Below are 25,572 nucleotides of genomic sequence, written 5' to 3'. Positions count from 1 at the left end.
TTATTTATATATGCTTTTTAAGCCATCTCTGTATTCTAGAGAATGTTGCACGTATTCCTTCTTGCCTTATAGAAGTAATAGTTAATAAAATCAAAATTTTTGTCACAAAGCAATAGGTTCGTATTTTTTGAATTACATAGTTATTTTTGAAAAAAGAAATATTACTTTTTTTATAGTCTGCATTTTTATTTTCTAGTAATCTTAATTGTGTCACAGCTGCTAATAACAAATTAATAGTAAACGGACTAAATCTACTTAAATAAGAATCATTAAGAACATAAGAAGTAATATTTATTAAACCTACTGAATATTTATGTGGGTCCATAAACGTATTAGTACCACCGCTAATTCGTACTTTAGACAATTCTTTGTCTATACCGCCTATTGAGTTTTTACTAGCAATAGATATCCATAAACAACAATCTTCACCACTTCTTATATTTTCAGGAAATAAATTTTCTTGAAATAATGTCAAAGTTCCCATAACTGTCGGCATTGCTATTGGACAAGTTTGTATGACTTGAGGGAAAACATTGCCACTAAAAAGCCCGGAATGAACAGATGCGATATATTTTCCTTTTTCATTTATTTTTTGATATGAAGTATGAGAAAATATAAAATTATTTTCTTCCATAAACTTTAATTGGATTTCTATTTTATCCTTATAAAATAAATCGTCCGAATCAAGGAAAACAATATATTTTCCTATAGCATTTTTAATACCTAAGTTACGTGCAGCAGCAGGTCCTTCATTTTTTTTATGAAAATATTTTATTCTTTTATCTTTTTTGCATATTGCAGTTAATTCTGATATATCATCAGTCGACCCATCATCTATTATAAGTATCTCAAAATTTTTGTGTGTTTGAATAAGTACACTTTCTATAGCTTCAATTGCCCAATTTATTCTATTATATACCGGTATAATAACACTAATTTTAGTATCATTTAGTACTTGTTTAGCCATAGTATTTGCTAAATCACAGGCTTTTTTATACGGAGTATTATTGGATAAAAAAGTAGCTGTACGAGTTAAAAATAAATAAGGAGAACCTTCCATTTTGATCATTTCTGCTTCTGTTAACTCGTGAAGAAACGATGACCATAATACATTACATTCTTCGTTATGATTTGATATTTTTTTACTACCTTGCTCTGAATGAAAACGAGATTTAATTAGGATAGATTCGTCAAAATGAATAGGGGCAACACGGAAAATTTTAAACCATAAATCATAATCTTGCGTTGTCGGTAAAGCCTCATTAAATATACCGACTTCATGAAAATATTTAGCAGGAATCAATAACGAACAACCATGTATTAATCCTCGTAATAAAGGTAATAAAGAAATATTAAGTTTATTTATAGGTAGCACACTATCCGGTTTAATATAACGTAGAGAGTTGCCTTTTTCATCGATTAATTCATAACCACCGTAAATGATAGTATCTTTATTATCTAATTTATTTAATATGTCAACTTGATGCTTAATTTTATTAGGATAATATATATCATCATGGCTAAGCCACGAAAAATATTCCCCTTGCATGTTTTTTATACCGTAATTTAAGGCCGAACCGCAACCTCCGTTTTCTTTATGAAAATAGCGTATTTTATCGCCATATGATAATGCTACACGTTCTGTCTCTCCATTATCTTTTGAACCATCATTAACAACAATAATTTCAATATTTTTGTAAGTTTGTGCTAAAGCACTATTTATAGCTTCTTTCATATAATTAGCCCCATTATAGACAGGTATAATAATGGAAACTAAAGTATGATAAATATTTAGAGGTTTATCTTTTCTAGTTGTCATAACTTTTAAAAAAAATTTATAAAATGTTAGTTTTATTGTTTAAATTTTCTATAGAGCTTTAGAAAAATAGATTTTTCTTCTTCACTAATAATTAGTTTATTTTTAAGAATTTTTATTTCTTCTAGAGCATTATTTAGCTCTGTTACAGTATTATTTAATTTAGTGTTTCTCTTCACTATTTTTAAATGCATCTCTAGTTTGCAGCAATTGTTTTAATATATCTTGGGATTGCAAACCTAACTTTTCTAAAAATTCCAGAGTCCAAGCTGAGATTGGATAGTTAAATAATTGTTTTATAGGCTTTAAATCTGAGTTACTAGATATACAGATTATAGAATTAGGAGGATTTTTCAGAATGCGTGTCATTAGTTACACCATCTACTCCTTCATAGAAAAATTCTTTGTTCGGATATGATTCAAAGTCTTTTTCAGTAATTCAATTAACTAAATGATGTATATTCCCTTCCGGTTCATTAAAAGGTACATTTACTATTAATCGTTTTTTATATTTAAAATTAAGTGCTAGATTTAACCCATCTTCAATATGCTCAAGTGTATGTCGTGATATAATATAATCATATTCTTCTGCCTTTTTAATAAAACTAACTAAATCAGATTTAATATATTGTATATTAGATGCTCCACAATTTTGTTCAGCATAAATTATAGATTCTTTACTGATATCTATTGCTGTAATTTCTACTCCTAATATATCGCTAAGCATGAAAGTTCCGTGTCCCGTTCCACAACCTATATCTAAAATTTTTATTTTTTGATTTAGCATTAATGGGCTATTAAGTATATCGGCTTCTATAATTTTTTTAAAAATCTTATAGCTACTTTTATGACGCATTACCTCTAAAACATCATAAATTTCCCCAAGAATTAATCTTTCTCCATCATTATAAATTTCTTCTAACATAAATTATTTAAACTATTATAATTTTAATAAATATTCGGCGATAAATGCAGCAGGGTTTTCTACAGGATCAAGCATCTTTTTAAATTGATTTCTGCCACTACTATTTTCATAATAAGGTAAATAATGATTTTGCTTAATAAATTCTATATAGTTAATAATATCTTGCGGCTCATAAGCAAAATACATATATTTTTTTAATTCTTTAGATAGAGCATTGCTATTAAATTCATTATTCCAACCATTACTTAAGTAAATTATAGGCTTATCGGCAACTACTACTTCAGCAAGAGATGAAGTACCGTCACTTATTACAATATCTGACACCATTATATCATCCAGTAAAGACCTGAATGCATGTGCAGAAACAGTAACATTCTTTAAAGAGTTAAATCTACTTAATATATTATCCATATCACTTTGGCTTAAGTAATTTTTACCGACTGCATAGGTAAATAGTGTAACATGCGGTCTTATAATAAAATGAATATTAGGATGTTGTAATGCATAATTATAGAAAAAATAGTGATAATTTAAGAAAGTAGAACCTCCTTCATATAAATCTCTATTTTTAAATGATAATTCCCATCTAGGAAGCCATAAAATGGTTTCCGAGTTTGGTTTTTCTTTAATATTATAATTTCTTACTTCATAGTATGGTTGATAACCTGAAACAATAACTCTATCCTTAGGAAATTTATAATTACTAATAAAGATATCCTTTGTACTTTCTGAATCAACAAATACCGTCTCTATGCAATTTGATAACTTATCATCATCAATATTTTTTTGATGAAAGATATGCGGACCATAGACTATATACATAATTTTTGTTTTAGTTCCTCTAAAGCTCTTATACAAATTAGCAGCCGTAAAAGGTTCTGATATATAGCCTTGAAAATTTTCGTAAGGATTTTGCGTAAAGATAAAATCCGGCTGATAATTTTTTAGTGCAGAAATTTCACATTTTGTATTAACATTTGAATAAGAAGCATACTTACCGCATGGATATATCACATCTTGTGCATCAAATTTACTAATAAACCCGGTATCTATTCCTCCTTGAATATTGGGATGAGGATGAGGTACTATTACAATTTTGACATCATGACCTATTTTTTTCATCTCATTATACATTGCGTATACGCCTTTGCCGCCGAATGTCTCTGTACTAACAAGGAAAACTATTTTTTTATAAGAATTTTCTTTGGAATAGCAAAAAGAAGATATAAGAGTTATTAGTAAAAAAACACTTAAAAATAAAGTGTTAAGTTTTATTAATTTAAAGCATTTCATGTTTTTGATATGATAATAATGAATAGGATTACTTTTTAAACCATACTGTATGGTTAACATAATCCACATAACTTAAAACTATACGTAATATTTTCTTTGATACAAGTCCTGCTTCTGCATAATCCGGCACGATATCTTGCAAGCGTTTATTATTCTCGTGTTCTTCCGTAATAGCTTTCACCGATTGTAGTACCCGTTCAGCCTTAAAACCCGACATAATAAGCGTTCCGGCGTCCATACCTTCAGGACGTTCATGTGCTTCTCGAATATTTAAAGCAGGTAAATTAAGTATAGATGCCTCTTCAGTGATAGTACCACTATCGGATAAAATACAAAATGCATTCATTTGAAGTTTGACGTAGTCCGTAAACCCGAAGGCTGGCAAAAATCTTATTTTATTGCCAAGTTCTTTAAACTCCTCTAAATCCTCAAGCCTTTTTTTAGTCCTTGGGTGTGTTGAGAAGATTACAGGAAAATTATACTCTTTAATAAGCATTTGTAAACTACTTAATAATTCTTTCAGATTATTTTTGACATCAACATTTTCCTCACGATGTGAGCTAATTAAGAAATATTGCTTTGTGGTAAGTGACAATTTATCTAAAATATCAGACTTTAATATTTTAGGCATAAAGCGATCAAGGACCTCAGGCATATGCGAACCTGATTTAAAAATAAGCTCAGGCGGTAAACCTTCGAAAATTAAATAACGTCTTGCATGCTCGGTTAACGTAATGTTAACGTCACTAATATGATCAATGATTTTACGGTTTATTTCTTCAGGTACACGCTGATCACAACAACGATTTCCCGCTTCCATATGAAAAATCGGAATTTTACGGCGTTTGGCGGCAATTGCCGATAAACATGAATTAGTATCACCGTAAAATAAAACGGCGTCGGGCTTTTCTTTCTCAAGTACTGCATCAACTTTTTCGATAATAAGCCCGATAGATTTTGCCGTATTATCTGCTGCTACTTCTAAGAAATAATCGGGTTTTCTAATTCCCATATCATCAAAAAAAACCTGATGTAATTCATATGCATAATTTTGACCGGTGTGAACTAGGATGTGATGAGTATATTTATCAAACTCAGAAATCACGCAGCATAGTTTAATAAGTTCAGGACGAGTACCAACAATCGTCATTACCTTAAGCATTTTTTAGCTCCTCTTGTACGTAATCAAGAGTCAGTAATAACTCTTTTACTTCTTCTAAATTTAAACGTTTTGTATTATGGGAAGTGTAATCCTCTAAAAGAGCTACTTTCTTTTCACCTTCAACAAAATATTTTGCATAATTAAGATCGCGCCCGTCCATAGGAATACGGTAATAATCCCTTAAATCATCAGCTTTTGCCATTTCTTCTGATGATACTAATGATTCGTAATGTTTTTCGCCGTGACGTGTACCGATAAAACGTATTTCATTTTTACTATCGAATATATCTTGTAACGCTTTTGCGAGTACTTCAATTGTGCTTGCCGGAGATTTTTGTATGAAAATATCACCCTGATGACCATGCTCAAACGCATATAAAACTAAATCCACCGAATCTACAAGCGACATTAAAAAACGTGTCATTGACGGTTCTGTAATGGTTAATTCCTTACCTTGTTTTATTTGATTGATAAAAAGAGGAATGACCGAACCTCTAGAAGCCATAACGTTACCGTATCTAGTAACGCACAGCACAGTCTCACCTGGAGAACGCATACGTGCTTTTGCTATTGCTAACTTTTCCATTAATGCTTTAGATAATCCCATTGCATTAATTGGATATACAGCCTTATCGGTACTCAGTACAATAACTTTTGTAACTTTGTTATTAATAGCAGCACTTAAAACATTTTCAGCACCTAAGACGTTAGTATTGATTGCTTCCATAGGATAAAATTCACAAGTCGGAACCTGCTTTAAAGCAGCGGCATGGAATACATAATCTACACCATGCATTGCCTCATCAATACTTTTATAATTGCGTACGTCCCCGATATAGAATTTAAGTTTCGGATTATTTAAAGCAATACGCATATCCTCTTGCTTTTTTTCATCTCTACTGAAAATACGAATTTCCTTAATATCGTTAATAATACCAGATTTAAGAAAACGAGAAAGCACCGCATTACCAAACGAACCGGTGCCTCCTGTAATCATTAAAGTTTTATCTACAAACATTATATATAAATACCTATTTTTTATTATTCATTCTGTCATTGTGTCAATCGAGAAACACTCTAAGGTAGTCATCCTGTGGCTTGTCCACAGGGTCCAGTTATAAAAAATACAAACATAAAAAGCTCGATTTATCTCACTTTATGCTGGATTCCGTGTACAAGCCTATATTCGCAATGACAATTTACTTAAACTCATACATACGCTTTACAAGCTCACGCCATTCAGGAGGCGTATATCCCGTCACCTCATTAAAACGAGTGCTATCTAGTGAGCGATCTATTACAAGCTCATCTGATGAAATAATATCGATGTCTTTATTATATATTTCTGCTACTAATTTTAACAATTCTAACTTATTAATCGGTTTTGAGGCAACATGATAAAGCCCGTGCAACTCTTTATTAGGTAACACAAAATCCCTTATTATTCTTGCAAGCTCTACTGTCGGGAATCCTGAATAAATAGCTTTCTCAAACCCTTTCACTGAACCTTCTGCACTTAAAAACCAATTGATTAAGCTTCTATTGCCTGCTAGCTCATGACCTATAATGGAAGTACGCAATGTGATAGCATGCGGATAATCTACCTCACCAAGAAATTTTGAACGACCGTAAAGGTCATAACAGTCAGAAAAATCGCTTTCCTTATAATTACCTTTTTTTCCTGAAAACACACAATCAGTACTAATATGGATTAACCTTGAATTAGCTAGTTTACATAAATTAGCTAGCCTATGAGGCAGCAAACTATTTATCGGTAATGCTTTTAACGGGTCATTAGCATCTGCCAATTGTTTTACAAGCCCTATACAATTTATTACTATATCGGGTTTTGTTTGATTAAATACCTCAACTAACGCATCATGGTTCTCAACATCTACATTTGTAATTAATTTATCGGACAAATCCTTAGAAAAGTAAGAACGAGCTGAATTATTTCGGGCTGTCGCAAAAATGTCAAATTTTTTATCCCTACTTAAAAACCTGAATATGCTATTACCTAACATACCGGTAACACCTAAAATTAATGTTTTCATAGTATATTTTATTTATTTTTACCGAATCGGTTCTATCATAAATAATATATCTTTACAATAGTGTTTTGAGTGCGTAACAATATTGAGTTATAAATAATTAACTTGCCATAGAAATGGTTCTTATTCTATCTTCTGTAATTTTCCAACCTTCATCTTCTGCAAGCTCTAAATCATATTGGTCTTGCATATTCCCAACGAGGATTAATATTAAAGTACTTACCCAAACGAAGGGCTGTATCAGCGACAATTGAACGATGATGCTTAATTATATTATTGATCCTAGTAACGGGTACATCAATATCACGAGCAAGTTTGCTTTGACTAATCCCCATAGGTTCCATAAATTCTGCTAGTACAATTTGTCCCGGTGAAATAGGAGGTAATTTATTCTTGGCTTTGTTGCATGGACCGTTTTATGTCATTCCCGCGTAGGCGGGCATCCAGTAAAACCTATAAAAACAAGTTTTTATAGGTTTATTTTGTCAAATATGCCACTTCTATATCAATATTGAAGTTATTTGATCCCCGCTTTCGCGGGGATGACATTGAGTAGGTTTTTCGATCCATACAACAACTCCTCAATTCTTTCCTAATTAAATATTTTTTATAGAATCAAGCACGGTTTCAAGAATCATACTAGCAGCTACTGCATCATCGTTATTATTACGGTCTTTTCTTTTCACTCCAAACGATTTAAGAAAATTATTTGCAGCTTTGGTAGTTAATCTTTCATCTTGTAAATATATAGGTAAGTTTATAGATTTTGCTAGCTCTTCAGCAAATTTCATCACTATATTTGTTTGCTCCGTTACTGCTCCGCTCATATCAATCGGTAGACCTATTATAACACCGCAAACTTTATATTGCGCGATGATATTAAGCAAGGCAGTAATAACAATTTTTTTATTTATTTCGGTTATAGTATTGAAGGGCATAGCAATACTACGTTCTTGATTAGATAATGCGATTCCTAATTTTTTGCTTCCGTAATCAATAGCGATAAGCGGAGCATTTGGTATTAAAAGCTGATAAAATTCTTGAAGATTGTTTATGATCATGATAGTTATAAAAATTACTTTATTAATTATTATTTATGCTAAAAACTATTCAGAAACATTTAGATACGAAATTAATTAAATTATCGGCGATTTTAGCCTTTATTTATTGTTTATTATTTAATACCGCAATATTGATTTATAAATTTGATTATTATAAAGCAACAATCTTTAGAGGGATATTAGAGTTATCAAAAGATTTTTGCTATATTTATATATTTTCTTTTATAGCATTTTTCGGTCTTAGCGTACATAGATTAGTGTTAAAAATCGGCGTGGGGTTTTTATTTATAACATCCGCTATTGCTAGTTATTACATTTATTTCTTCAAAATCAATCCTACTAAACAAGTAATAGGTAGTTTTTTCTCAACGGATTTAAACGAAGTTTATGAATTAACCAGCATTAAGTTAATAATATGGATAATTTTTTGCCTTTTGACCTGTTTTTATACTCTCAACTCTTTTGCCGCCGAAAATTCTAAATCATTCGTCACAAAACTATTATCTACTGCTTGCTTACTTATTTTTGTATATAATATTATTATTCCTTCATTTAAGATACTAAAAAATTATTTTCCCATTCAGTATTTACATAATAGCTACCTTAATTTTGCCGGAAATTTCGGTGAAAAAAATTATGCATGTATAGATATTAGCAAACAATATAACTTTATAGATAAGTCAGATAAAGATATTATCGGTGTTTTAGTTATAGGAGAATCAGCAAGATTTGATCATTTCGGTATTAACGGTTATGAAAGAGATACGACTCCTTACTTAAGGACTACTCAAAATCTCATTTCTTTCAAAGCTAAATCTTCTTCTAACCTTACCTATCTTTCCGTACCGTCGTTACTTTCACGTTATCCTGCAAGTCAAATTGAAAATAGTAGACAAGAGAACAGCTTTTTATCAATTTTAACAAATCTTGGCTTTAATACTACCTGGATCGGTACTCAAACTTTAATGAGGAGTTTTGCAAATTTTGACCTCAGTAATATATATAATGACGTTAATTTTACTATAGTACCGGGCGGCTCTGCCCTATTTTCTTTAAATGATCATGATGAAAAAATATTGCCTTTTATAAAAGAAATACTAACAAACTCAGAGAAACAATTTTTAGTAGTTCACACTTCCGGCAGCCATTGGAACTATAATGCGAGATATCCAAAAGAGTTTGAGTATTTTACTCCTACCTGTCCTATTAAGGTTAAGGGAGATGCAAGTGATTGCGATAAGCTTGCTTTAGTTAACAGTTATGATAACTCTATTTTATATACCGATTTTTTTTTATCTAATTTAATAGATTTGCTTAAAGATAAAAATGCATTTTTATTATATGTATCTGATCACGGCGAGTCCCTCGGAGAAAATGGTTATTACGGTCACGGCGGTCCACTACTTGCAGAACAAATAACCGTACCTCTTATAGTTTGGGTATCAGATGATTTTCAAGCCAAATATCCTAAATCAGTATCTTCAATTAAAAATTATGCTAATACCGAAATTAGCCATGATTATGTATTTCATTCAATCCTTAACTGTTTAAATATAGAGTCCGAAATAATAGATAAAGACTTAAGTATATGTAAATCTAGTTAAAAATTATTGAATTATTAAAAAATTTATATATAAATTAAGAACTCACTAATTATATAATTTATTATTATGTCTGATATACCTAAACTAGACGACTATTATTATAGATTTTTACAAAGTATTTTACTTAAAACACTAGAACAAAATAAAGCTGCTGAAACGTATTTATTGCAAAAAGATTTTAATAGCGCTTTAAATGAAATAAAAAATGTAAATGAACAACTTGAAGAATATTCAAGCATTCTTTCTTTACTCAAAGTAATTAAAACCCATTTTAATGATAAAAAAAATATATAAATTAAGTACCGTTTAACTTAAATCCTTTTTTTATAATTAAAAATAATATAGAGTGGAAATAAAAAAAGGTATTGAATTATGGAATATGCATTATTAATTTTCAGTATTATAGCGATTTTAGTTATAATACAAATGGTTAAAGTTGTACCGCAACAACAAGCATGGGTAGTAGAAAAACTTGGAAAATTCGATAAGGTACTGCAGCCTGGCTTAAATTTACTCATCCCTGTTATTCAGAGAGTAGCATACAAACATACTTTAAAAGAAGAAGCAATAGACGTTACCGCTCAAACAGCTATTTCAAACGATAACGTAACATTATCTATAGACGGTGTTTTATATGTTAAGATCATTGATCCAATGGCAGCATCTTATGGTGTTAATAATCCTTACTATGCCATAACACAGCTTGCTCAAACTACTATGCGTTCGGAAATCGGTAAACTCCCCTTAGATAGAACTTTTGAAGAGCGCGAAACTTTAAACGTAGCAATTGTAGCAGCTATTAATCAGGCTGCTATAAATTGGGGCATACAATGTATGCGTTATGAAATTAAAGATATTCAACCTCCGCAAACTATACTTAAAGCTATGGAATTGCAGGTAGCGGCAGAGCGTCAAAAAAGAGCTCAAATTCTAGAGTCGGAAGGTAATAGACAAGCAAAAATTAACCATGCAGAAGGTGAAAAAGCACAAATCGTACTGAATTCAGAAGCTTCTTATACAGATCAAGTTAACAGGGCAAAAGGTGAAGCTGAAGCAATAGGCTTAGTCGCTACCGCTACGGCAAATAGTATTGAGATTGTCGCAACTGCCGTACAAAAAACGGGAGGGAGTGATGCAGTAGCTCTTAAAATAGCCGAGCAATATATTAGTGCGTTCGGTAATTTGGCTAAAGATACCAACACCGTAATTTTACCCGCAAATCTTTCAGAACCAAGTAGTTTTATAACCGAAGCATTAACTATATTTAACCAATTAAAAGCTTCTTCTTCGGGAACGAAAATAGATAAGTAGCAATTTATAACGATTTATTATTGTAATAATAATTAGTTTTATATATCATATCAGATTATTAATTAATAAAAGGTTATGAATATGTCAGTATTTGTCGGCAAAACTGCTCCGGATTTTACAGCTAACGCTATTATGCCTAATAATAATATAGACGATAAGTTTAAACTTAGCAATTATGCTGCAGGGGATAATATAGTGTTATTTTTTTATCCCCTAGATTTTACTTTTGTTTGTCCATCGGAAATTATAGCATTTCACAATAAGCTTGGTGAATTTACCGAAAGACGTACTAAAGTAGTAGCTGTTAGTGTTGATTCTTATTTTAGCCATTTAGCTTGGAAAAATACTCCGCATAATAAAGGTGGGCTTGGACAAGTACAATTCCCAATGGTTTCCGATATAAAAAAGGATATTTCTTCAAAATATAATGTACTTAATGAAGATGGTGTTGCTTTGCGTGGAACTTTTTTAATCGATAAGGATTTCATAGTACGTCACATGCTAGTTAACGACTTACCTATCGGTCGTGATATTAATTATACATTAAAAGTAATCGATGCTTTAACTCATCATCAAAAGCACGGCGAAGTTTGTCCTGCCGGCTGGCATAAAGGTGAGGAAGCAATTACCCCATCACATGAAGGTATAGCCCATTATTTAAGCTCACATGCAGAGAAGCTGTAATATAGTGTTATTAAAGTGGAAAACTGTCCTACCGTGGCTTGTCTAGTGTTGTTGCATGGTTCGATATCATTCCCGCGAAAGTGGGAATCCAGCAAAAAATAACCTTAACAATTGATAAACAATTACATATTTAACAAAATAAGCATATAAAAACACAAATTTTTATATGCTTGACTGGATTCCCGCCTAGGCAGGAATGACATACAGCACTAACGCAATATCAAATAACCCTAAATAATGTTGAAAGAATTATTTTTTGCTCCTAAAATATCTTATAATATTGAAACAATTAATATTTTACGTCTTATTAGGAGTGCAATATCGGTCCTAAAACTTTCTTTAGTTTAATTAAATTATTTGGTGATGTAGCAACTGCCATAGATAACGTTCCGGATTTTTCATTGCGAGGCGGAAAGTCAAAACCAATTAAATGTTTCAGTGAAAGTGATGCTGCAAAAGAGTTAGAGCTTCTCGAAAAAGACAATGCTAAGATCATCACATATAAAGCTCCGGAATATCAAAATTATTACTTGAAATTTATGATCCACTGCTAATATTAAGCTATAATAATTATAGAGTTATTAAATCATACTATATAAATGCGTTGCAATAGTAGGTACAAAAACGCTGCTGCAAACGGAAGAAGCTTTGCTCATAAAATTGCAAATGATTTAGTAAAAGAAAGTTATATAACCGTTTCAGGGTTAGCACGAGGAATAGATAGCAGCGTACATCAAGCTGCAATTTCTCAAACTATCGGAGTTATTGCAGGCGGTATTGATCATATATATCCACCGGAAAATAAAAAACTATTTGAAAATTTAGCAGAAGAAGGTTTAATATTATGAGTTACCTATCGGCTTTACCCTGCTTGGAAAACATTTTCCACAGCGTAACAGGATAATATCGTGACTAGCCTTAGGAGTAGTGGTAGTAGAAGCAAGCTTAAAATCCGGTTCATTAATAACTGCAAAATTTGCACTTGAACAAAATAGGGAAATATTTGCCGTTCCCGACTTTCCTTTAGATCTAAGATGTCAAGGTACAAATAAATTGATTAGAGAGGGAGCATATTTAGTGGCATCAGTAGACGATATTGTAGCTAATTTACCGCAATATGAAGAATTTATGAAAAAAGATGATGGATTATTTAAGGATTTTGTTGAGCTAGGAACAGTAAATACTAGATATGTTAAAGAACCATCACAAAAGCAGCGTACTGCTTGCTATATTGGAATTATTATCGGCAGTACTCATAATAGACTTGGAATATTTACAAAAAGAAATAGAATTACCGCTTCCTCTCATATATACGGTAATATTAGAATTAGAACTCGCCGGGACAGTAATGCGTCACGCTGGTAATAAAATATCATTAGTTTATAATAAGTAGATGAAATTAGTAATAGTAGAATCGCCGGCAAAGGCAAAAACGATAAATAAATATTTAGGTGATGAGTTTAAGGTCATTGCATCATTCGGTCATATTAGAGATTTACCTGCTAAAAAAGGCTCGGTGTTACCTGATGAAAATTTTGCAATGAAATATGATATTTCCGATAAAGCCGGTAAATATGTAGATGCCATAGTTAAAGATGCTAAAAAAGCTGATGCAGTATATCTTGCAACCGATCCTGATCGTGAGGGTGAATCTATCTCATGGCATGTTGCAGAGGTAATAAAAGAAAAGAATCAAGTTCAATCCGATGATTTTTTCAAAAGGATAGCATTTAACGAAATCACTAAAAAAGCAATTATTCATGCCGTTGAAAACCCTAGGAAACTTGACACTAACTTAGTAAATGCCCAACAAGCAAGAAGAGCTTTAGACTATTTAGTCGGCTTTACCCTTTCACCTCTTTTATGGCGTAAGTTACCGGGATGTAAATCGGCAGGACGTGTGCAGTCCGTGGCTCTGCGATTAATATGTGAGCGAGAAGATGCAATAGAGCGTTTTAAGTCAGAAGAATATTGGGATATTAGCCTTAAAATGCAAAATAGTAATAACGAACTATTTACTGCTAAATTGACTCACGTAAACGATCAGAAGTTAGAAAAATTCTCAATTATTAACGAAAAAAACGCCAAAGATTTAACCAAAAAATTAAAATCTCAAAAATTTCATGTTGATAAGATAGAAAAAAAACAACAAAAACGTCAACCACAACCTCCTTTTATTACTTCATCACTACAACAAGAAGCAGCAAGAAAATTAGGTTTTAGTGCTAAAAAGACTATGCAAATAGCACAAAAACTTTATGAGGGTGTTGATATAGGTAAGGAAACTATAGGGCTTATTACTTATATGAGAACCGACGGCGTTACATTATCAAATGATGCAATAGCAGATATACGTAAGTTAATCGATAAAAGTTATGGTGATAAATATTTACCGACTAGCCCTAGAATTTATAAATCCAAAGTAAAAAATGCTCAAGAAGCTCATGAAGCAATAAGACCGACAAATATTACTTATACTCCTGATAGCTTAAAAGCAAAGCTAGACAAGGATTATTATAAGCTTTATGAGTTGATTTGGAAAAGAACTATAGCCTGCCAAATGGAAAATGTTATAATGGATTTGGTAGTTGCAAATTTAGCTTCGGAAAATAAAGAATATTTGGCAAAAGCAAACGGATCGACTATAGCCTTTGACGGATTTTATAAGGTTTATCGTGAAAGTATGGACGATGAAGCTGAAGAAGAAAATAAAATGCTGCCGCCTTTAAAAGAACAAGAGCCGCTTAAAACTAAAGAAGTTATTCCAAATCAACATTTTACCGAACCACCTCCAAGATATTCAGAAGCAAGTTTAGTGAAAAAACTTGAAGAGCTTGGGATCGGTCGTCCTTCGACCTATGCTAGTATTTTATCGGTTTTACAAGATCGAAAATATGTTGCTCTTGAGAAAAAACGATTTATACCTGAAGAGCTTGGACGTTTGGTAACGGTATTTTTAGTCGGTTTCTTCAAAAAATACGTTGAATATGATTTTACTGCAGGACTTGAAAACGAATTAGACGCAATAGCAGCCGGCAAACTTGAATGGAAAGCTGCTTTAAATAATTTTTGGAGCGGTTTTAACCATAATATTGAATCAGTAAACGAGCAGAAAATAACCGAGATTATTAGCTATGTACAAAAAGCCCTTGATTATCACCTGTTCGGTGAGAATAAAGAATCTAAAGTTTGTCCTTCATGTAACACGGGCGAGCTTAGCTTAAAGCTTGGTAAGTTCGGAGCGTTTTTAGCATGTAGTAATTACCCTGAATGTACTTTTAGAAAATCTATCGTTAGCGGTAACGATAACAACGAGAATGAAGGCGAGCCTGCCGCTATGCCTAATGAGAATAAAGTTTTAGGTACGGATAAAGACGGAGTAGAAATATATCTGAAAAAAGGACCTTACGGACCTTATATTCAACTTGGCGAACAAGAAGGCAAAGTAAAGCCGAAACGTAGCCCCGTGCCTGCTAGCTTGAACCAAAATGATATTACACTTGATATAGCATTAAAGCTTCTAAGCTTACCACTAAAAATAGGTATTCATAAAGATAGCGACGAGGAAATTATGATAGGATACGGTAAATTCGGTCCTTACATAAAATATATGGGTAAATTTATTTCGGTGCAAAAAAAATATGATTTTCTAAATTTAAGCTTAGATGATGCGATGAAGCTAATTGAAGAGAATAAAACGAAATTAGAGAAGAAACAGGCGTAAATGGTTTAGTTTCTCACCCCGTGACTTGATCACGGGGTCTCAGGACACAGACTGTGATACAAGATCCCGTGGTCAAGCCACGGGATGACAATTAATAAAATTACTTATTTATGACAAAAGTTATAACACGATTTGCTCCGTCACCGACCGGTATGTTACATGTCGGGAATATCAGGGCAGCATTGCTTAACTGGCTATATGCAAAGAAACATAACGGACAGTTTATTTTAAGATTTGACGATACGGATTTAGAGCGTAGTAAACAGGAATATAAAGACGCTATCGAGGAAGATCTAAAATTTTTAAAAATTAATTGGGATCAGACATTTAATCAATTAAGTCGTTTAAGTAGATATGATGCAATCAAAAATCTATTACTAGACAAAAAAAGATTATATGCCTGCTATGAAACTCCTGAAGAGCTAGAATTAAAGCGTAAATTTCAATTATCTAAAGGTTTACCACCGATTTATGATCGAGCTAGCTTAAATCTAACTGAAGAGCAAGCAAAGAAATATATAGAACAAGGAAGAAAACCGCATTATAGATTTTTGGTAAATCATGAGCCGATTAGCTGGCATGATATGATCAAAGGCGAAGTTAAATATGACGGCAAGGCTTTAAGCGACCCAATAGTGATAAGAGCAGACGGTAGTATGACCTATATGTTATGCTCAGTTATTGATGATATTGATTATGATATTACTCATATTATTAGGGGTGAAGATCACGTTAACAATACCGCCATTCAAATTCAAATGTTTGATGCTTTAAATACTACTCCTCCGACTTTTGGACATTTAAGTTTAATAATCAATAAAGATGAGAAAATTTCTAAAAGAGTTGGAGGGTTTGAGATTGCAACTCTTAGAAAAGAAATCGGAATCGAAGCTATGGCAATCGCTAGCTTTTTTAGTTTACTTGGTTCATCAGCACAAATCTTGCCTTATAAATCAATGGAGAAGCTAGCAAATCAATTTGAGATAAGTAGTTTTTCTAAAAGTCCAACTATCTATCAGCCGGAAGATTTAGAAAGATTAAATCATAAATTACTTATAAGTTTAGATTTTGATACAGTAAAAGAACGCCTTAAAGAAATAGATGCCGAGTATATTGATGAAAATTTTTGGTTATCGGTAAGCCCTAACTTGCAAAAATTACGTGATGTAAAAGATTGGTGGAAAATTTGCCATCAAACTCCGAATGTAGAAAATCTAAATTTAGATAAGGAATATTTAAAGCAAGCAGCAGCATTATTACCGAAAGGTGAAATCACTAAAGATAGCTGGAGCATTTGGACTAAAGAAATAACCAATATAACAGGCAGGAAAGGTAAGGAGTTATTTTTACCTCTTCGCCTTGCTTTAACCGCCAGAAAATCAGGACCGGAAATCGCAAGCGTTTTACCTTTGATTGATAGAGAAGAGATAATAAAGCGTTTAACTAGTGCGTGACTCTCTATGTCATTCCCGCGAAAGCGGGGATCCAGTAAAAATAATCTTATTGGTACAAAAATTGTATATTTGGTAAAATAAACATATAAAAACAAGTTTTTATATGTTTTACTAGATTCCTGCTTTCGCGGGAATGACATAGAAACCATGCAACTCCTCGCAATGACAATTGAGTATGACAATATTTTAACTATAATACTCTATCATGTTAGTATTAATAGCACCGCAAGCTCTGCGGTATCACCGTAAATATTATCGGCAATAAGAGAAACTATACCTGCTGTTCCTGCTACTAAACCTTCCCACAGTTTCATAAGCTACATATCCTGCAGTTAGTCCTGCTTTTACTGTATTTTTTAATCGGACGGCGAAATTAAAATTGCTCCTAAGGTAAAAGCACCGATAAGAACCAGAGGATTGTAATAAACAAAAGTTGCAAGGCTTGCTACAGTTGCTTGAGCAAATGTAGATACAACAGAATAATTAGAGTTACATCAGAAATAAAACCCTGAACGGAATATACAGCTTTTGCACCGTTTTCTATCACATTAATAGCATGTTCCGTTGCTAAGGTAACACATACATTGTGAAATCTGTCGCAGCTTTGGTAGCATTTTGAAAATGAATTGTAGCACTGTCAAAGTAACTAGATATTTTTTTTGAAGTTTTTACAATCATTATTATTGTAATTGACGTTTCCGCTATTTATGGCCCCGTATAGTTTTTTGTCATGATTTTTTCCCCTTAAAATTAAATCGTGACGCAATTATAACTAAAATGTTGTTGTGTCAATGGATATTATTAATAAATAATTAAAAAATTAATGATACTTTAGGATAAAAAGAAGGTTTAGCTGTTAAAAAACTTTTTGATTTTTAGCTTATCTTCTTTAGACAAAGTAGGCTTGAACCCGTGTATATATCTTTTTTATTAGCACTTTCAGGTCTCAATTGAAACTCGCCTTTAATTGTGTTGATTGTAACTATCTGATCAGGAGAACCCCATTTAGGAAAATCATTATCATGGAAAAATATTCTTTGTCCCTTGATAATTTTATTTATATAAGCAGCTATTTCTTAATCTTTAAAATCAAATTGACCATGTAACGAAAGATATACAGGATTTTTGTTAAACGCTACTATATCATTTCCATTGAGATCACCGGGAGTAGCAAAAAGCCCATAACCCGGTGAATGAATTAAATTTTGTCTAATTATTGCTTCGTGGATATCACAAGGATTACCGGTTTTTTGATATATTGCGTAGCTTAAACGAATAATATTGATTTTTCCCGTATTTAAAAGAGCTTTATTCGAGTCTTGATTTCTAAACTGTAATTTTCCAATAGGATATTCTAGCTTAACATTTTTGATTTGCTTGTAATATGTAGGCATTTGCCCATGCATAGGGTAAATCTAAAACAACCTCACCACTCATATTGCCGATTATTTCCGTCTCAACTTTGATATGAAACAGATGTATTAGACAAAGGTGTTATTTTGTAATGTATCTGCCTATAAGTATTTGCGGATACTAGATTTGACATTAGAATTCTGATTTACAGAATTTTTATTATTTTTTATGGATTGCCACACCGCCTATATTGCTGCTCGCAATGACGATATCTATGTATGCATGTATTCTATTTAATTATTACTTCCTGACCATTAGCCCATAAGCTTCTATGTCTTCAAGCCATTTAGCGTTTTCTATTAAATATGATTCTTAAAATTCGGCAAGTGTAGGATCAGGTTCGCCTGCTAAATTTTTAAGCCCGTCAAATAAAATGTCTAAAAAACCTATTTTATTCTTTTTACAATAATCTCCTACATCTTCAATATGCTTCGCACGATCATCAACAAATACAATAAAACTAGCATTTAGCTCTTCAGAAAATTTTGATAAAGTACCACTTTTTGAGTGATTACCGGTTATAAATATACCTTTATAAAAAATAGCATCATCCTTTTGTCCTGAATTATAAATTGCTAATTTTTCATTATCTGAAAATTCGATACCCAGCTCTTTTAGTTCTTTATATCGCCAATCTTGCATAGAAGGAATATTGCCGAATGCTCCCGTATTCATTTGTGTAAGACCATAAACCGAAAACTTTTCCTTGAGCTTGTTTATAACTTCTACCCACTCTTCATCAATTAATATTACTTTTCGCTGCAAACGCCAATTACTGATAATTTCCTCATAATTGTCATAACTACTTTTATTTTCCTTAATTCTATCAATTATTTGATTATAAGGCGGCTGCTTAAAAGTTTTTGATTTAGGAGTTATAAGCGTATCGTCAACATCAATGAATATAGATGCACGAGTAGGAGCATTTTTTATTATTAAATCATAAACTTTTTCGGCACTATCGGCAGTTTCAAAATCTTTCATATATACTCCGAAGTAAAATGAAGAGTAGTGATACGAAGTTTAACTTGGAAAAGAGTAATCGGTCTGTCAGCCGAGGAGCGGGGCGTATATTAAACGTTCAGCATCCGAGGTCTTACAAAGACATTGTTGCTAATTTTTCAAGTGTGGCGAAGTATCAAATTTAATATTAAGTTCTTCAGTTAAAATAGCCATTAATTCAAGCCCTGCTCTATTTGTCCATTCGCCTTGTTCATAAAAAAAATGATAAGGACCGCTAACCGGCGACGACAACCAAATTTCTTTGGCGGCACTTTGTTTATTTATTACATATACCCCTTTATCAGTATCAAGGTTTAATATATCGCCTTGTAAATCTACATCTATACTTGCTTCTTTATCCTGCTCTTCTATCTTTTCTGCTATATATGCAATTGTTGTCTCAGCTATTTTACTAAATTCACTATTATTCATGATAACATCCCTTAAGTAGATAAAAATATACGCAAATCAACTTCAAAAAGAGCAAGGAGTCTATAAGGCAAGGAGCGGAGCGTATACTTAATACATGAGCACCACAGCTCTTATAAGACGACGTAGCCAATTTTGAAGTTCATCGAGTAGATGGTTTTTCAGGATCAATTGCCGGCTCAGGTACTTTAATCAAACTTTTTCGATAAGTTTCAACAAATCTATTATGATCATTAAGATTGTTAGAAAAATTATGCCCGCCTTTACCGTCAACTACAAAAAATAATGCATCCGTTTTAGCAGATTTTACCACTGCTTCTAAAGATTTTAACGACGGACAAGAAATCGGACCGGGTGGTAAACCTTTTATATAATAAGTATTATAGGGTAGTTCTTGCAATAAATCTTTTTTTGTTAAAGCTCTTGCTAATTTAAATTTTCCTTCAGTCAAAGCATATATAGTAGTCGAATCGGCTTGTAGCTTCATATTTTTCTTTAAACGATTAATGAATACTGCTGCTATAATAGGCTTTTCTGCATTTGAGCCGGCTTCTTTTTCAATTATCGAAGCTAGCGTTAATACCTCAAGTCTAGTTTTTAATGGAGAATCCGGTGCAAGATTTTGCATTACTTTATCTAAATTAGCAGACATTAAATTTCTCATGTGATCAATTATCTGCTCTTTTTGATCACCGTAAGAAAAAAAATACGTGGAAGGCATTAAAAAACCTTCAGGGATTATCCCTTTTATTTCTCCAAGTAATCGACTTTCTTCATTAATTTTCTTTATAACCTCACTAACTACCGTACCTTCCGGGACAATTATCTTGTGTATTATAGATTTACCGCTTGCTAATATTCTTAAAGTTTGCAGAGGCGATATATTACGAGTAAACACATATTCACCACTTTTAAGAGGTCTTTTTATAGAATAAATTTTAGCAATTACCTTAAAAATTCTTGGATATTTGATTACTTCATTAGAATAAAGTTTTGTAACTATTTGATTTACGGATAATTTAGGTTCAATAATTATCGTTTTATTTTGAGTAAGATCACCCGGCACAAAAATATAAAATATACTAAAATTTAGCAAAGTAATAAATATAGTTAGAGATACTATAACTAAAAAAAGTTTAGTTTTTAATAGGTTGTTTAACATAATAACTATTATTTTTATAAGGCTTAGAAATATTGATAAAAATAATTACCATGAAATGTGGTTTTTTTCTTGACATTTGAAATAGCATATAGTAAAACTAACTTTTTGCTAAATTTAAATTATATAGTTTGTGCTAAATCAATCAATAGTTTTAATATTTGGTAATTAAAATGAGATAACTAATGAGCAACAAATTAATAACGCAAACCAATTTACTATAACAATAGTATACTCCTGTAAAATGAAAAGTTAGAATTTTTATTACAAACAAAAAATAGACATCTTTATTCATAGTGCATATTACTGGCGTTAATACTGATCTTATAATGGGCATTACATATTATGATACAAGATCACAATACCGATCTAAAACACGAAGAACAGACTGAAAGGTTAAAAGCTTTACAAAATAAGTTAGGCAACTTATCCGGTTTCTTGACAACAATGCGTTCTGATAACAATGAGGAATACAAAAAAATTTCCAATGATTTAAAAATTTTAATGAAACAAATTAATACTATAAGAAAAAACATGGAAATATATTTTGTTATTATATTAATATTAATGTTTATTATAATTCAGAAAATGTTGTGGACCACCGGTTTCAAGTACTAATCTTTCTCTTTTAACAACTTTATTTTAGGTTCTAAGAACTCCTGTTTAATAATTTCTGCAGCTATATAAGAAGGTACAGCGTCATCTCGATCACTTGATACAAGCGAATTTTCCAAGCTAAGCCTGTGTTCACGTACTTTTGTATACCTAGCTAACTTACCTTTAAATTCATCGTGTCTAAAACTTTCTGAATTTAGCTGTAATCGGTTTGATTTAAATCCTAATTGCTGCAAAATTTTTTGGCTTTCTATTACCTGCTCATAAGCTTTCTTAGAATTAAATAATAACTCTTGAAGCTTATTACTAATAAGATTAGCTCGGCAATTAAATTGGATAAATTCCGGAATTATTTCTTTATCGGTTATAATATTTATTAACGTAACATATTTTATTTTTATCAATAGCCTGATAATAAAAAAGCTTATAAGATTAACTTTATAAGCCACAATCATAGGAGTACCGGAAGCTGCTATCTCTAAAGTATTAGTACCGGATTTTGCTAAAGCTACATCCGCAACAGCATAAGTTTTAAGTCTCTCACTTGAAAATAAATAATTAAACTTAACATCTTCTAGAAACGGTTTTATTATTGCCTCATGAGCAGGATTTGCAAGAGTAAATATAACTTTAAGATTATTACAACTCTTGAATATTTCTTCAATAGAAGAAACAAAAACCGATAAATGCCTTAGAATCTCACCCTTTCTACTACCAAGAGTAACACACAAAACTCTCTCATTCTCATCTATTTTAAACTCTTCACGTAAAGCTATTTTATCACTATAAAACTCTTGCTCCATAATCGGATGACCTATATATCTACAATCAAGACCGACTTTAGTAAAATATGGAGGTTCAAACGGTAGTAAAGCAAATAAACAATCATAAATTTTAGCGTATTTTACTGCCCTACCCTCTTTATATGCCCAAACCGACGGTGCAACGATATGAATCATTTTCAGCTTTGGTAAAAGTTTCCTTACTCGCTTTGCCACACGATAAGTAAACCCTGGTGAATCTATGGTAATTAATAAATCAGCTTTACTATTTATTATATCCTCCACAGTTTTATCAATTAATTTTTTAAGCTTAAAAATATGAGGCAAAATTTCTACAAAACCCATTAAATTTATGGAAGTAATAGGAAATAAGCTTTTAAAGCTACCGGCTTCCTCCATATATTTGCCGCCAACACCAACAAACTGTACAGCGTCATTCACAAAACTTGATACAGGTGAATTGAGTTGTACTCCTGTATTGTTTTTTAAATGCTGCATTATACGACCACCTACAAAGTCTCCTGACACCTCACCAGCTATAAAGTAAATTTTTGTCATTAAAGATAGTTATTTTTTAAGGTTCTCAATTTCTGTTTGTAATCGCTCTATTTCTTTTATAGATACTTCAGTAATCTCATGTATTTTTTCTATCGGGTTTTTTTTCATTAACATCTTTTTTGCTATTTTTATACTTTTTGTAACTTCGCCTTCTTGTATACCTTCTTGTTTACCTTTTTTCCTCCCCTCCTCTATTCCTTTTGCCATACCTTGTGCTCTACCTTTTTCTTCAGCAGAAACTATATAATCAAACTCTTTATAGCTTTTATTCATATAGGCATGATAAATTATTTGCTCTTTAGGCGTCATCTTAAGTATATCAAGACGTTTTGCTACTTTCTTCATATATGGTGATTTAAAATCTTTCTTAACTTCAGAATGTTTTACTACATATAGCCATTCATCCAATTCATCTCTTATAACATCATTAAATAATGGTACTGATATTACAACATATTCTGGCAATACATTATATAAATCAAATATTTTACCTCTCATATCTCCCAAAGAAAATTTCATAGGGTGTTTTTTATCAACTTCTCTAAAAATAGTCTTACCGTGATATAAAGGTGCTTTCATATTATCAAAAGGAAAATACAATAAATTAATATGAAATATTTTTTTATAGTAGAATAATTCTCGCTCTTAGAAATACTATTAACTATTAATCTACTAGAACTAAAACAAGCTTTATGCATAAAAAGATTTGTATAGGATTTATCTATTTCTACTATATATTTATGCCCTTCTTCATCTTCCACAATGACATCGGCTACGCTAGTTAAGCTATCATTTTCTTTATTACTGCCACTTTCTAGTAAGGGACTTTTATTTTAACAGCACTATAACCAGCATCTTTAAGAATAGCCGAAATAAATCCCTCGACTATTTCATAATCCCTTTTATCTTTTAATAAATATTTAATATCGTAATCAAAACTTATTGTAGTACTCATATTTTTTATCCTTACATCATCTTAAATATATTGCAAAAAATGAAGACAGTATACGAAGATCAACTTCAAAAAGAGCAAGGAGTCCACAAGGCGAGGAACGCAGCGTATACTTAATACGTGAGTACCGAAGCTCTTGTAGGACGACGTAGCATTTTTGAAGTTGATCTTCGTATACATATTATTAAATTCCATTTTACGGTAACTCAAAGCTTCTGCAATATGCACTTTCAAGACCTTATCAACATTCTTAAGATCAGTAATCGTGCGTGCTACTCTAAGTATTCGGTTATAAGCACGCATTGATAAACAAAATTTATTTGCCGCTTCATTCAGTAAATCTTTACCTTCATCCGCAGGCATAGCATAATCTATTAACAACTGCCCATCTAATCTGTTATTTGTTTTAATATTATAGCCCTCATATCTCTTTTCTTGAATTAAAAGTACTGTCTCAACTCTTGCAGCTCTATCTTCAGATTCTTCCTCAGAGTTATCTACAATCAAGTCATAATTATAAACATTAATACTAGATACTGCTATATGCAAATCAAATCTATCCATAATAGGTCCCGATACTTTCATTTGATAGTCGCTAACACATTTTGGAGCTTTTCATACATTCTTTATAAGAATTGCCTCAATAACCGCATTTACAAGGATTCATAGCTGCTATTAAATTTGCCAGATATTTTATATGAGTATTTGATCGTGAGATTAGTATTGCACCGTTTTCAATAGGCTATCTTCATGCATCAATAACATGCTGTGGAAATTCAGGTAGTTCATCTCAAAATAATACTCCGTTATGAGCTAGCGTAATTTCCCCAGGCTTTACTTTTTTTCCGACACCACCACCGACCATAGCGGCCAATGAGCATGAATAATGTGGAGTTCTACACGACCTTGCTTTGGTAAGTTTACCGTCTAAAAATTTTCCTGCAATACTTGCAATCGTACTACATTCTAAAATTTCTTTTGTAGACATTTTAGGTAGTATACTGGGAAGACAGGCAGCAAGTCTTAATTTACCGGTTCCGGGAGGACCAAACATTAAAAGGTTATGCCACCTGATGCTGCAATTTCTAAAGCTTGTTTAGCAATTTTTTGACCTTTTATATCTTTAAAATCGGGATAATTTATCGGCTCATCTTGTAGCTTAGCTTCCGGAGGAGTTAAAACTTGTGAACCTTTAAAAGGATTTACTAGTTCAATTAAATTACCTGCAACAAGTATATTATCATTACCCGACCAAGCAACTTCCGAGCTGTTTTTACTTGAACAAATAAGACCTTTACCTCTAACAGAAGCCCCAATCGCTGCAGGTAAAGCTCCACTTACCGGTAAGCTTGAACCGTCTAATGATAGCTCTCCTATTATCAAATATTCCGCAATTTCAAGTTCAGATAAAATATTCATTGCGGTAAGTATCGCACAAGCAATCGCAAGATCGAAGTGGCTTCCTTCTTTTACTAAATCTGCCAGAACTAAATTTATTAAAATCTTTTTAGTATGTAGTGCAAACCCTATAGAAGATAACACTGCTTTAATACGTTAGACTTGCTATATGCCTTATC

Annotated in this window: 31 protein-coding genes and 4 pseudogenes; 11 read left to right on the top strand and 24 right to left on the bottom strand. The window is 31.9% G+C overall.

Going from position 1 to position 25,572, the window contains the following annotated elements; genetic code table 11:
• Nucleotides 1-4: 4 nt before the first annotated feature.
• From TENJIKU01_RS02285 to ruvX, 11 genes are all read right to left on the bottom strand, one after another.
• A complete protein-coding gene (locus tag TENJIKU01_RS02285) occupies nucleotides 5-1,819 on the bottom strand; it encodes a glycosyltransferase family 2 protein (RefSeq protein WP_064429052.1) in 1,815 nt (604 codons plus the stop codon).
• A gap of 32 nt (nucleotides 1,820-1,851) precedes the next feature.
• Nucleotides 1,852-1,995 carry a hypothetical protein gene (locus TENJIKU01_RS08820; protein WP_172795011.1) on the bottom strand — a complete coding sequence of 48 codons (144 nt, stop codon included), beginning with the start codon at nucleotides 1,993-1,995 and terminating at the stop codon, nucleotides 1,852-1,854.
• Nucleotides 1,979-2,185: a hypothetical protein gene (locus TENJIKU01_RS08815; RefSeq protein ID WP_064429051.1), complete on the bottom strand. Its 207-nt coding sequence runs from the start codon at nucleotides 2,183-2,185 to the stop codon at nucleotides 1,979-1,981. Before TENJIKU01_RS08815 ends, TENJIKU01_RS08820 begins: the two co-directional genes overlap by 17 nt.
• Nucleotides 2,186-2,255: 70 nt before the next feature.
• A complete protein-coding gene (locus TENJIKU01_RS02275) occupies nucleotides 2,256-2,741 on the bottom strand; it encodes a class I SAM-dependent methyltransferase (protein ID WP_172795017.1) in 486 nt (161 codons plus the stop codon).
• Nucleotides 2,742-2,756: 15 nt separating this feature from the next.
• Nucleotides 2,757-4,103 (bottom strand): hypothetical protein, encoded by a 1,347-nt coding sequence (locus tag TENJIKU01_RS02270; RefSeq protein ID WP_172795016.1) that lies wholly within the window; start codon nucleotides 4,101-4,103, stop codon nucleotides 2,757-2,759.
• On the bottom strand, nucleotides 4,063-5,196 hold the full coding sequence (gene wecB / locus TENJIKU01_RS02265) for a non-hydrolyzing UDP-N-acetylglucosamine 2-epimerase (RefSeq protein ID WP_064429049.1): 1,134 nt from the start codon (nucleotides 5,194-5,196) through the stop codon (nucleotides 4,063-4,065). Before wecB ends, TENJIKU01_RS02270 begins: the two co-directional genes overlap by 41 nt.
• Nucleotides 5,189-6,214: a UDP-glucose 4-epimerase gene (capD, locus tag TENJIKU01_RS02260; RefSeq protein ID WP_064429048.1), complete on the bottom strand. Its 1,026-nt coding sequence runs from the start codon at nucleotides 6,212-6,214 to the stop codon at nucleotides 5,189-5,191. Before capD ends, wecB begins: the two co-directional genes overlap by 8 nt.
• Before the next feature lie 181 nt (nucleotides 6,215-6,395).
• Entirely contained in the window at nucleotides 6,396-7,250 is an 855-nt protein-coding gene (locus tag TENJIKU01_RS02255; RefSeq protein ID WP_064429047.1) for a dTDP-4-dehydrorhamnose reductase family protein, read from the bottom strand.
• A 97-nt stretch (nucleotides 7,251-7,347) separates the two neighbouring features.
• Nucleotides 7,348-7,437, bottom strand: coding sequence for a hypothetical protein (locus tag TENJIKU01_RS09510; protein ID WP_064429046.1), 90 nt, complete (start codon nucleotides 7,435-7,437; stop codon nucleotides 7,348-7,350).
• Nucleotides 7,421-7,582, bottom strand: a complete 162-nt coding sequence (locus TENJIKU01_RS09505) for a transcriptional regulator (protein ID WP_064429066.1) — start codon at nucleotides 7,580-7,582, stop codon at nucleotides 7,421-7,423. Before TENJIKU01_RS09505 ends, TENJIKU01_RS09510 begins: the two co-directional genes overlap by 17 nt.
• Nucleotides 7,583-7,843: 261 nt before the next feature.
• A complete protein-coding gene (gene ruvX / locus TENJIKU01_RS02240) occupies nucleotides 7,844-8,308 on the bottom strand; it encodes a Holliday junction resolvase RuvX (RefSeq protein WP_064429045.1) in 465 nt (154 codons plus the stop codon).
• A gap of 35 nt (nucleotides 8,309-8,343) precedes the next feature.
• Here ruvX and TENJIKU01_RS02235 point away from each other — a divergent pair, with 35 nt between their 5' ends.
• The 10 genes and pseudogenes from TENJIKU01_RS02235 (at nucleotide 8,344) to gltX (ending at nucleotide 17,085) form a co-directional block, all read left to right on the top strand.
• Entirely contained in the window at nucleotides 8,344-9,912 is a 1,569-nt protein-coding gene (locus tag TENJIKU01_RS02235; protein ID WP_064429044.1) for a phosphoethanolamine transferase, read from the top strand.
• A 66-nt stretch (nucleotides 9,913-9,978) separates the two neighbouring features.
• Entirely contained in the window at nucleotides 9,979-10,206 is a 228-nt protein-coding gene (locus TENJIKU01_RS02230; protein WP_014273371.1) for a hypothetical protein, read from the top strand.
• 78 nt (nucleotides 10,207-10,284) lie between these two features.
• Nucleotides 10,285-11,223: an SPFH domain-containing protein gene (locus TENJIKU01_RS02225; protein ID WP_004996064.1), complete on the top strand. Its 939-nt coding sequence runs from the start codon at nucleotides 10,285-10,287 to the stop codon at nucleotides 11,221-11,223.
• A gap of 81 nt (nucleotides 11,224-11,304) precedes the next feature.
• The gene (locus TENJIKU01_RS02220; protein ID WP_064429065.1) at nucleotides 11,305-11,907 is read left to right on the top strand and encodes a peroxiredoxin; all 603 of its coding nucleotides are present in this window, start codon (nucleotides 11,305-11,307) and stop codon (nucleotides 11,905-11,907) included.
• Nucleotides 11,908-12,227: 320 nt separating this feature from the next.
• Nucleotides 12,228-12,461, top strand: a complete 234-nt coding sequence (locus tag TENJIKU01_RS10565) for a DNA processing protein DprA (protein ID WP_371440157.1) — start codon at nucleotides 12,228-12,230, stop codon at nucleotides 12,459-12,461.
• Nucleotides 12,462-12,506: 45 nt separating this feature from the next.
• Nucleotides 12,507-12,755 carry a DNA-processing protein DprA gene (locus tag TENJIKU01_RS10145; protein WP_064429043.1) on the top strand — a complete coding sequence of 83 codons (249 nt, stop codon included), beginning with the start codon at nucleotides 12,507-12,509 and terminating at the stop codon, nucleotides 12,753-12,755.
• 79 nt (nucleotides 12,756-12,834) lie between these two features.
• A pseudogene (locus TENJIKU01_RS10140) lies at nucleotides 12,835-12,930 on the top strand (DNA-processing protein DprA); the annotation flags it as partial.
• A 166-nt stretch (nucleotides 12,931-13,096) separates the two neighbouring features.
• Nucleotides 13,097-13,300, top strand: coding sequence for a hypothetical protein (locus tag TENJIKU01_RS09495; RefSeq protein WP_227779857.1), 204 nt, complete (start codon nucleotides 13,097-13,099; stop codon nucleotides 13,298-13,300).
• Nucleotides 13,301-15,631, top strand: a complete 2,331-nt coding sequence (gene topA, locus TENJIKU01_RS02200) for a type I DNA topoisomerase (protein WP_064429041.1) — start codon at nucleotides 13,301-13,303, stop codon at nucleotides 15,629-15,631.
• Between the two features lie 110 nt (nucleotides 15,632-15,741).
• A complete protein-coding gene (gltX, locus tag TENJIKU01_RS02195) occupies nucleotides 15,742-17,085 on the top strand; it encodes a glutamate--tRNA ligase (RefSeq protein ID WP_064429040.1) in 1,344 nt (447 codons plus the stop codon).
• Between the two features lie 356 nt (nucleotides 17,086-17,441).
• Here gltX and TENJIKU01_RS10560 read toward each other — a convergent pair.
• The 5 genes and pseudogenes from TENJIKU01_RS10560 to mltG form a co-directional block, all read right to left on the bottom strand.
• Nucleotides 17,442-17,632 (bottom strand): annotated as a pseudogene (locus tag TENJIKU01_RS10560) (hypothetical protein).
• A 529-nt stretch (nucleotides 17,633-18,161) separates the two neighbouring features.
• On the bottom strand, nucleotides 18,162-18,479 hold the full coding sequence (locus TENJIKU01_RS02190) for a hypothetical protein (protein WP_227779855.1): 318 nt from the start codon (nucleotides 18,477-18,479) through the stop codon (nucleotides 18,162-18,164).
• 331 nt (nucleotides 18,480-18,810) lie between these two features.
• Complete coding sequence (locus TENJIKU01_RS02185) at nucleotides 18,811-19,482, bottom strand: DUF2608 domain-containing protein (protein WP_064429039.1); 672 nt, start codon at nucleotides 19,480-19,482, stop codon at nucleotides 18,811-18,813.
• Between the two features lie 129 nt (nucleotides 19,483-19,611).
• Nucleotides 19,612-19,932: an iron donor protein CyaY gene (gene cyaY / locus TENJIKU01_RS02180; protein WP_064429038.1), complete on the bottom strand. Its 321-nt coding sequence runs from the start codon at nucleotides 19,930-19,932 to the stop codon at nucleotides 19,612-19,614.
• 139 nt (nucleotides 19,933-20,071) lie between these two features.
• Nucleotides 20,072-21,091, bottom strand: coding sequence for an endolytic transglycosylase MltG (mltG, locus tag TENJIKU01_RS02175; protein WP_010977088.1), 1,020 nt, complete (start codon nucleotides 21,089-21,091; stop codon nucleotides 20,072-20,074).
• Between the two features lie 342 nt (nucleotides 21,092-21,433).
• On the opposite strand from mltG, the gene TENJIKU01_RS02170 reads away from it, so the two are divergent.
• A complete protein-coding gene (locus tag TENJIKU01_RS02170; protein ID WP_004996088.1) occupies nucleotides 21,434-21,706 on the top strand; it encodes a hypothetical protein in 273 nt (90 codons plus the stop codon).
• Here TENJIKU01_RS02170 and lpxB read toward each other — a convergent pair.
• The 8 genes and pseudogenes from lpxB to TENJIKU01_RS02140 all read right to left on the bottom strand — a co-directional run bounded on the left by lpxB (nucleotide 21,703) and on the right by TENJIKU01_RS02140 (nucleotide 25,537).
• Nucleotides 21,703-23,043 (bottom strand): lipid-A-disaccharide synthase, encoded by a 1,341-nt coding sequence (gene lpxB / locus TENJIKU01_RS02165; protein ID WP_064429037.1) that lies wholly within the window; start codon nucleotides 23,041-23,043, stop codon nucleotides 21,703-21,705. The genes TENJIKU01_RS02170 and lpxB overlap by 4 nt on opposite strands.
• Before the next feature lie 9 nt (nucleotides 23,044-23,052).
• Nucleotides 23,053-23,643: a hypothetical protein gene (locus TENJIKU01_RS02160; protein ID WP_064429036.1), complete on the bottom strand. Its 591-nt coding sequence runs from the start codon at nucleotides 23,641-23,643 to the stop codon at nucleotides 23,053-23,055.
• Nucleotides 23,619-23,804, bottom strand: coding sequence for a hypothetical protein (locus TENJIKU01_RS02155; protein WP_064429035.1), 186 nt, complete (start codon nucleotides 23,802-23,804; stop codon nucleotides 23,619-23,621). The genes TENJIKU01_RS02160 and TENJIKU01_RS02155 overlap by 25 nt, the downstream gene beginning before the upstream one ends.
• A gap of 53 nt (nucleotides 23,805-23,857) precedes the next feature.
• A complete protein-coding gene (locus tag TENJIKU01_RS08805) occupies nucleotides 23,858-23,998 on the bottom strand; it encodes a hypothetical protein (RefSeq protein WP_172795015.1) in 141 nt (46 codons plus the stop codon).
• A 21-nt stretch (nucleotides 23,999-24,019) separates the two neighbouring features.
• A complete protein-coding gene (locus TENJIKU01_RS02150) occupies nucleotides 24,020-24,502 on the bottom strand; it encodes an ATP-binding protein (protein ID WP_304440529.1) in 483 nt (160 codons plus the stop codon).
• 27 nt (nucleotides 24,503-24,529) lie between these two features.
• Nucleotides 24,530-24,592, bottom strand: a pseudogene (locus TENJIKU01_RS10340) (ATP-binding protein); the annotation flags it as partial.
• A gap of 43 nt (nucleotides 24,593-24,635) precedes the next feature.
• Nucleotides 24,636-25,049: pseudogene (locus TENJIKU01_RS09490) on the bottom strand (ATP-binding protein).
• Nucleotides 25,049-25,537, bottom strand: coding sequence for a magnesium chelatase domain-containing protein (locus TENJIKU01_RS02140; RefSeq protein WP_064429032.1), 489 nt, complete (start codon nucleotides 25,535-25,537; stop codon nucleotides 25,049-25,051). The pseudogene TENJIKU01_RS09490 and the gene TENJIKU01_RS02140 overlap by 1 nt, the downstream one beginning before the upstream one ends.
• Nucleotides 25,538-25,572 lie beyond the last annotated feature (35 nt).

Origin of the sequence: Rickettsia sp. Tenjiku01 (genome assembly GCF_001653015.1) — a bacterium.
Classification (GTDB): Bacteria; Pseudomonadota; Alphaproteobacteria; order Rickettsiales; family Rickettsiaceae; genus Rickettsia; species Rickettsia rickettsii.
Note: the sequence above shows the minus strand (reverse complement) of the source record. Positions and strands in the feature narration are given on the sequence as shown.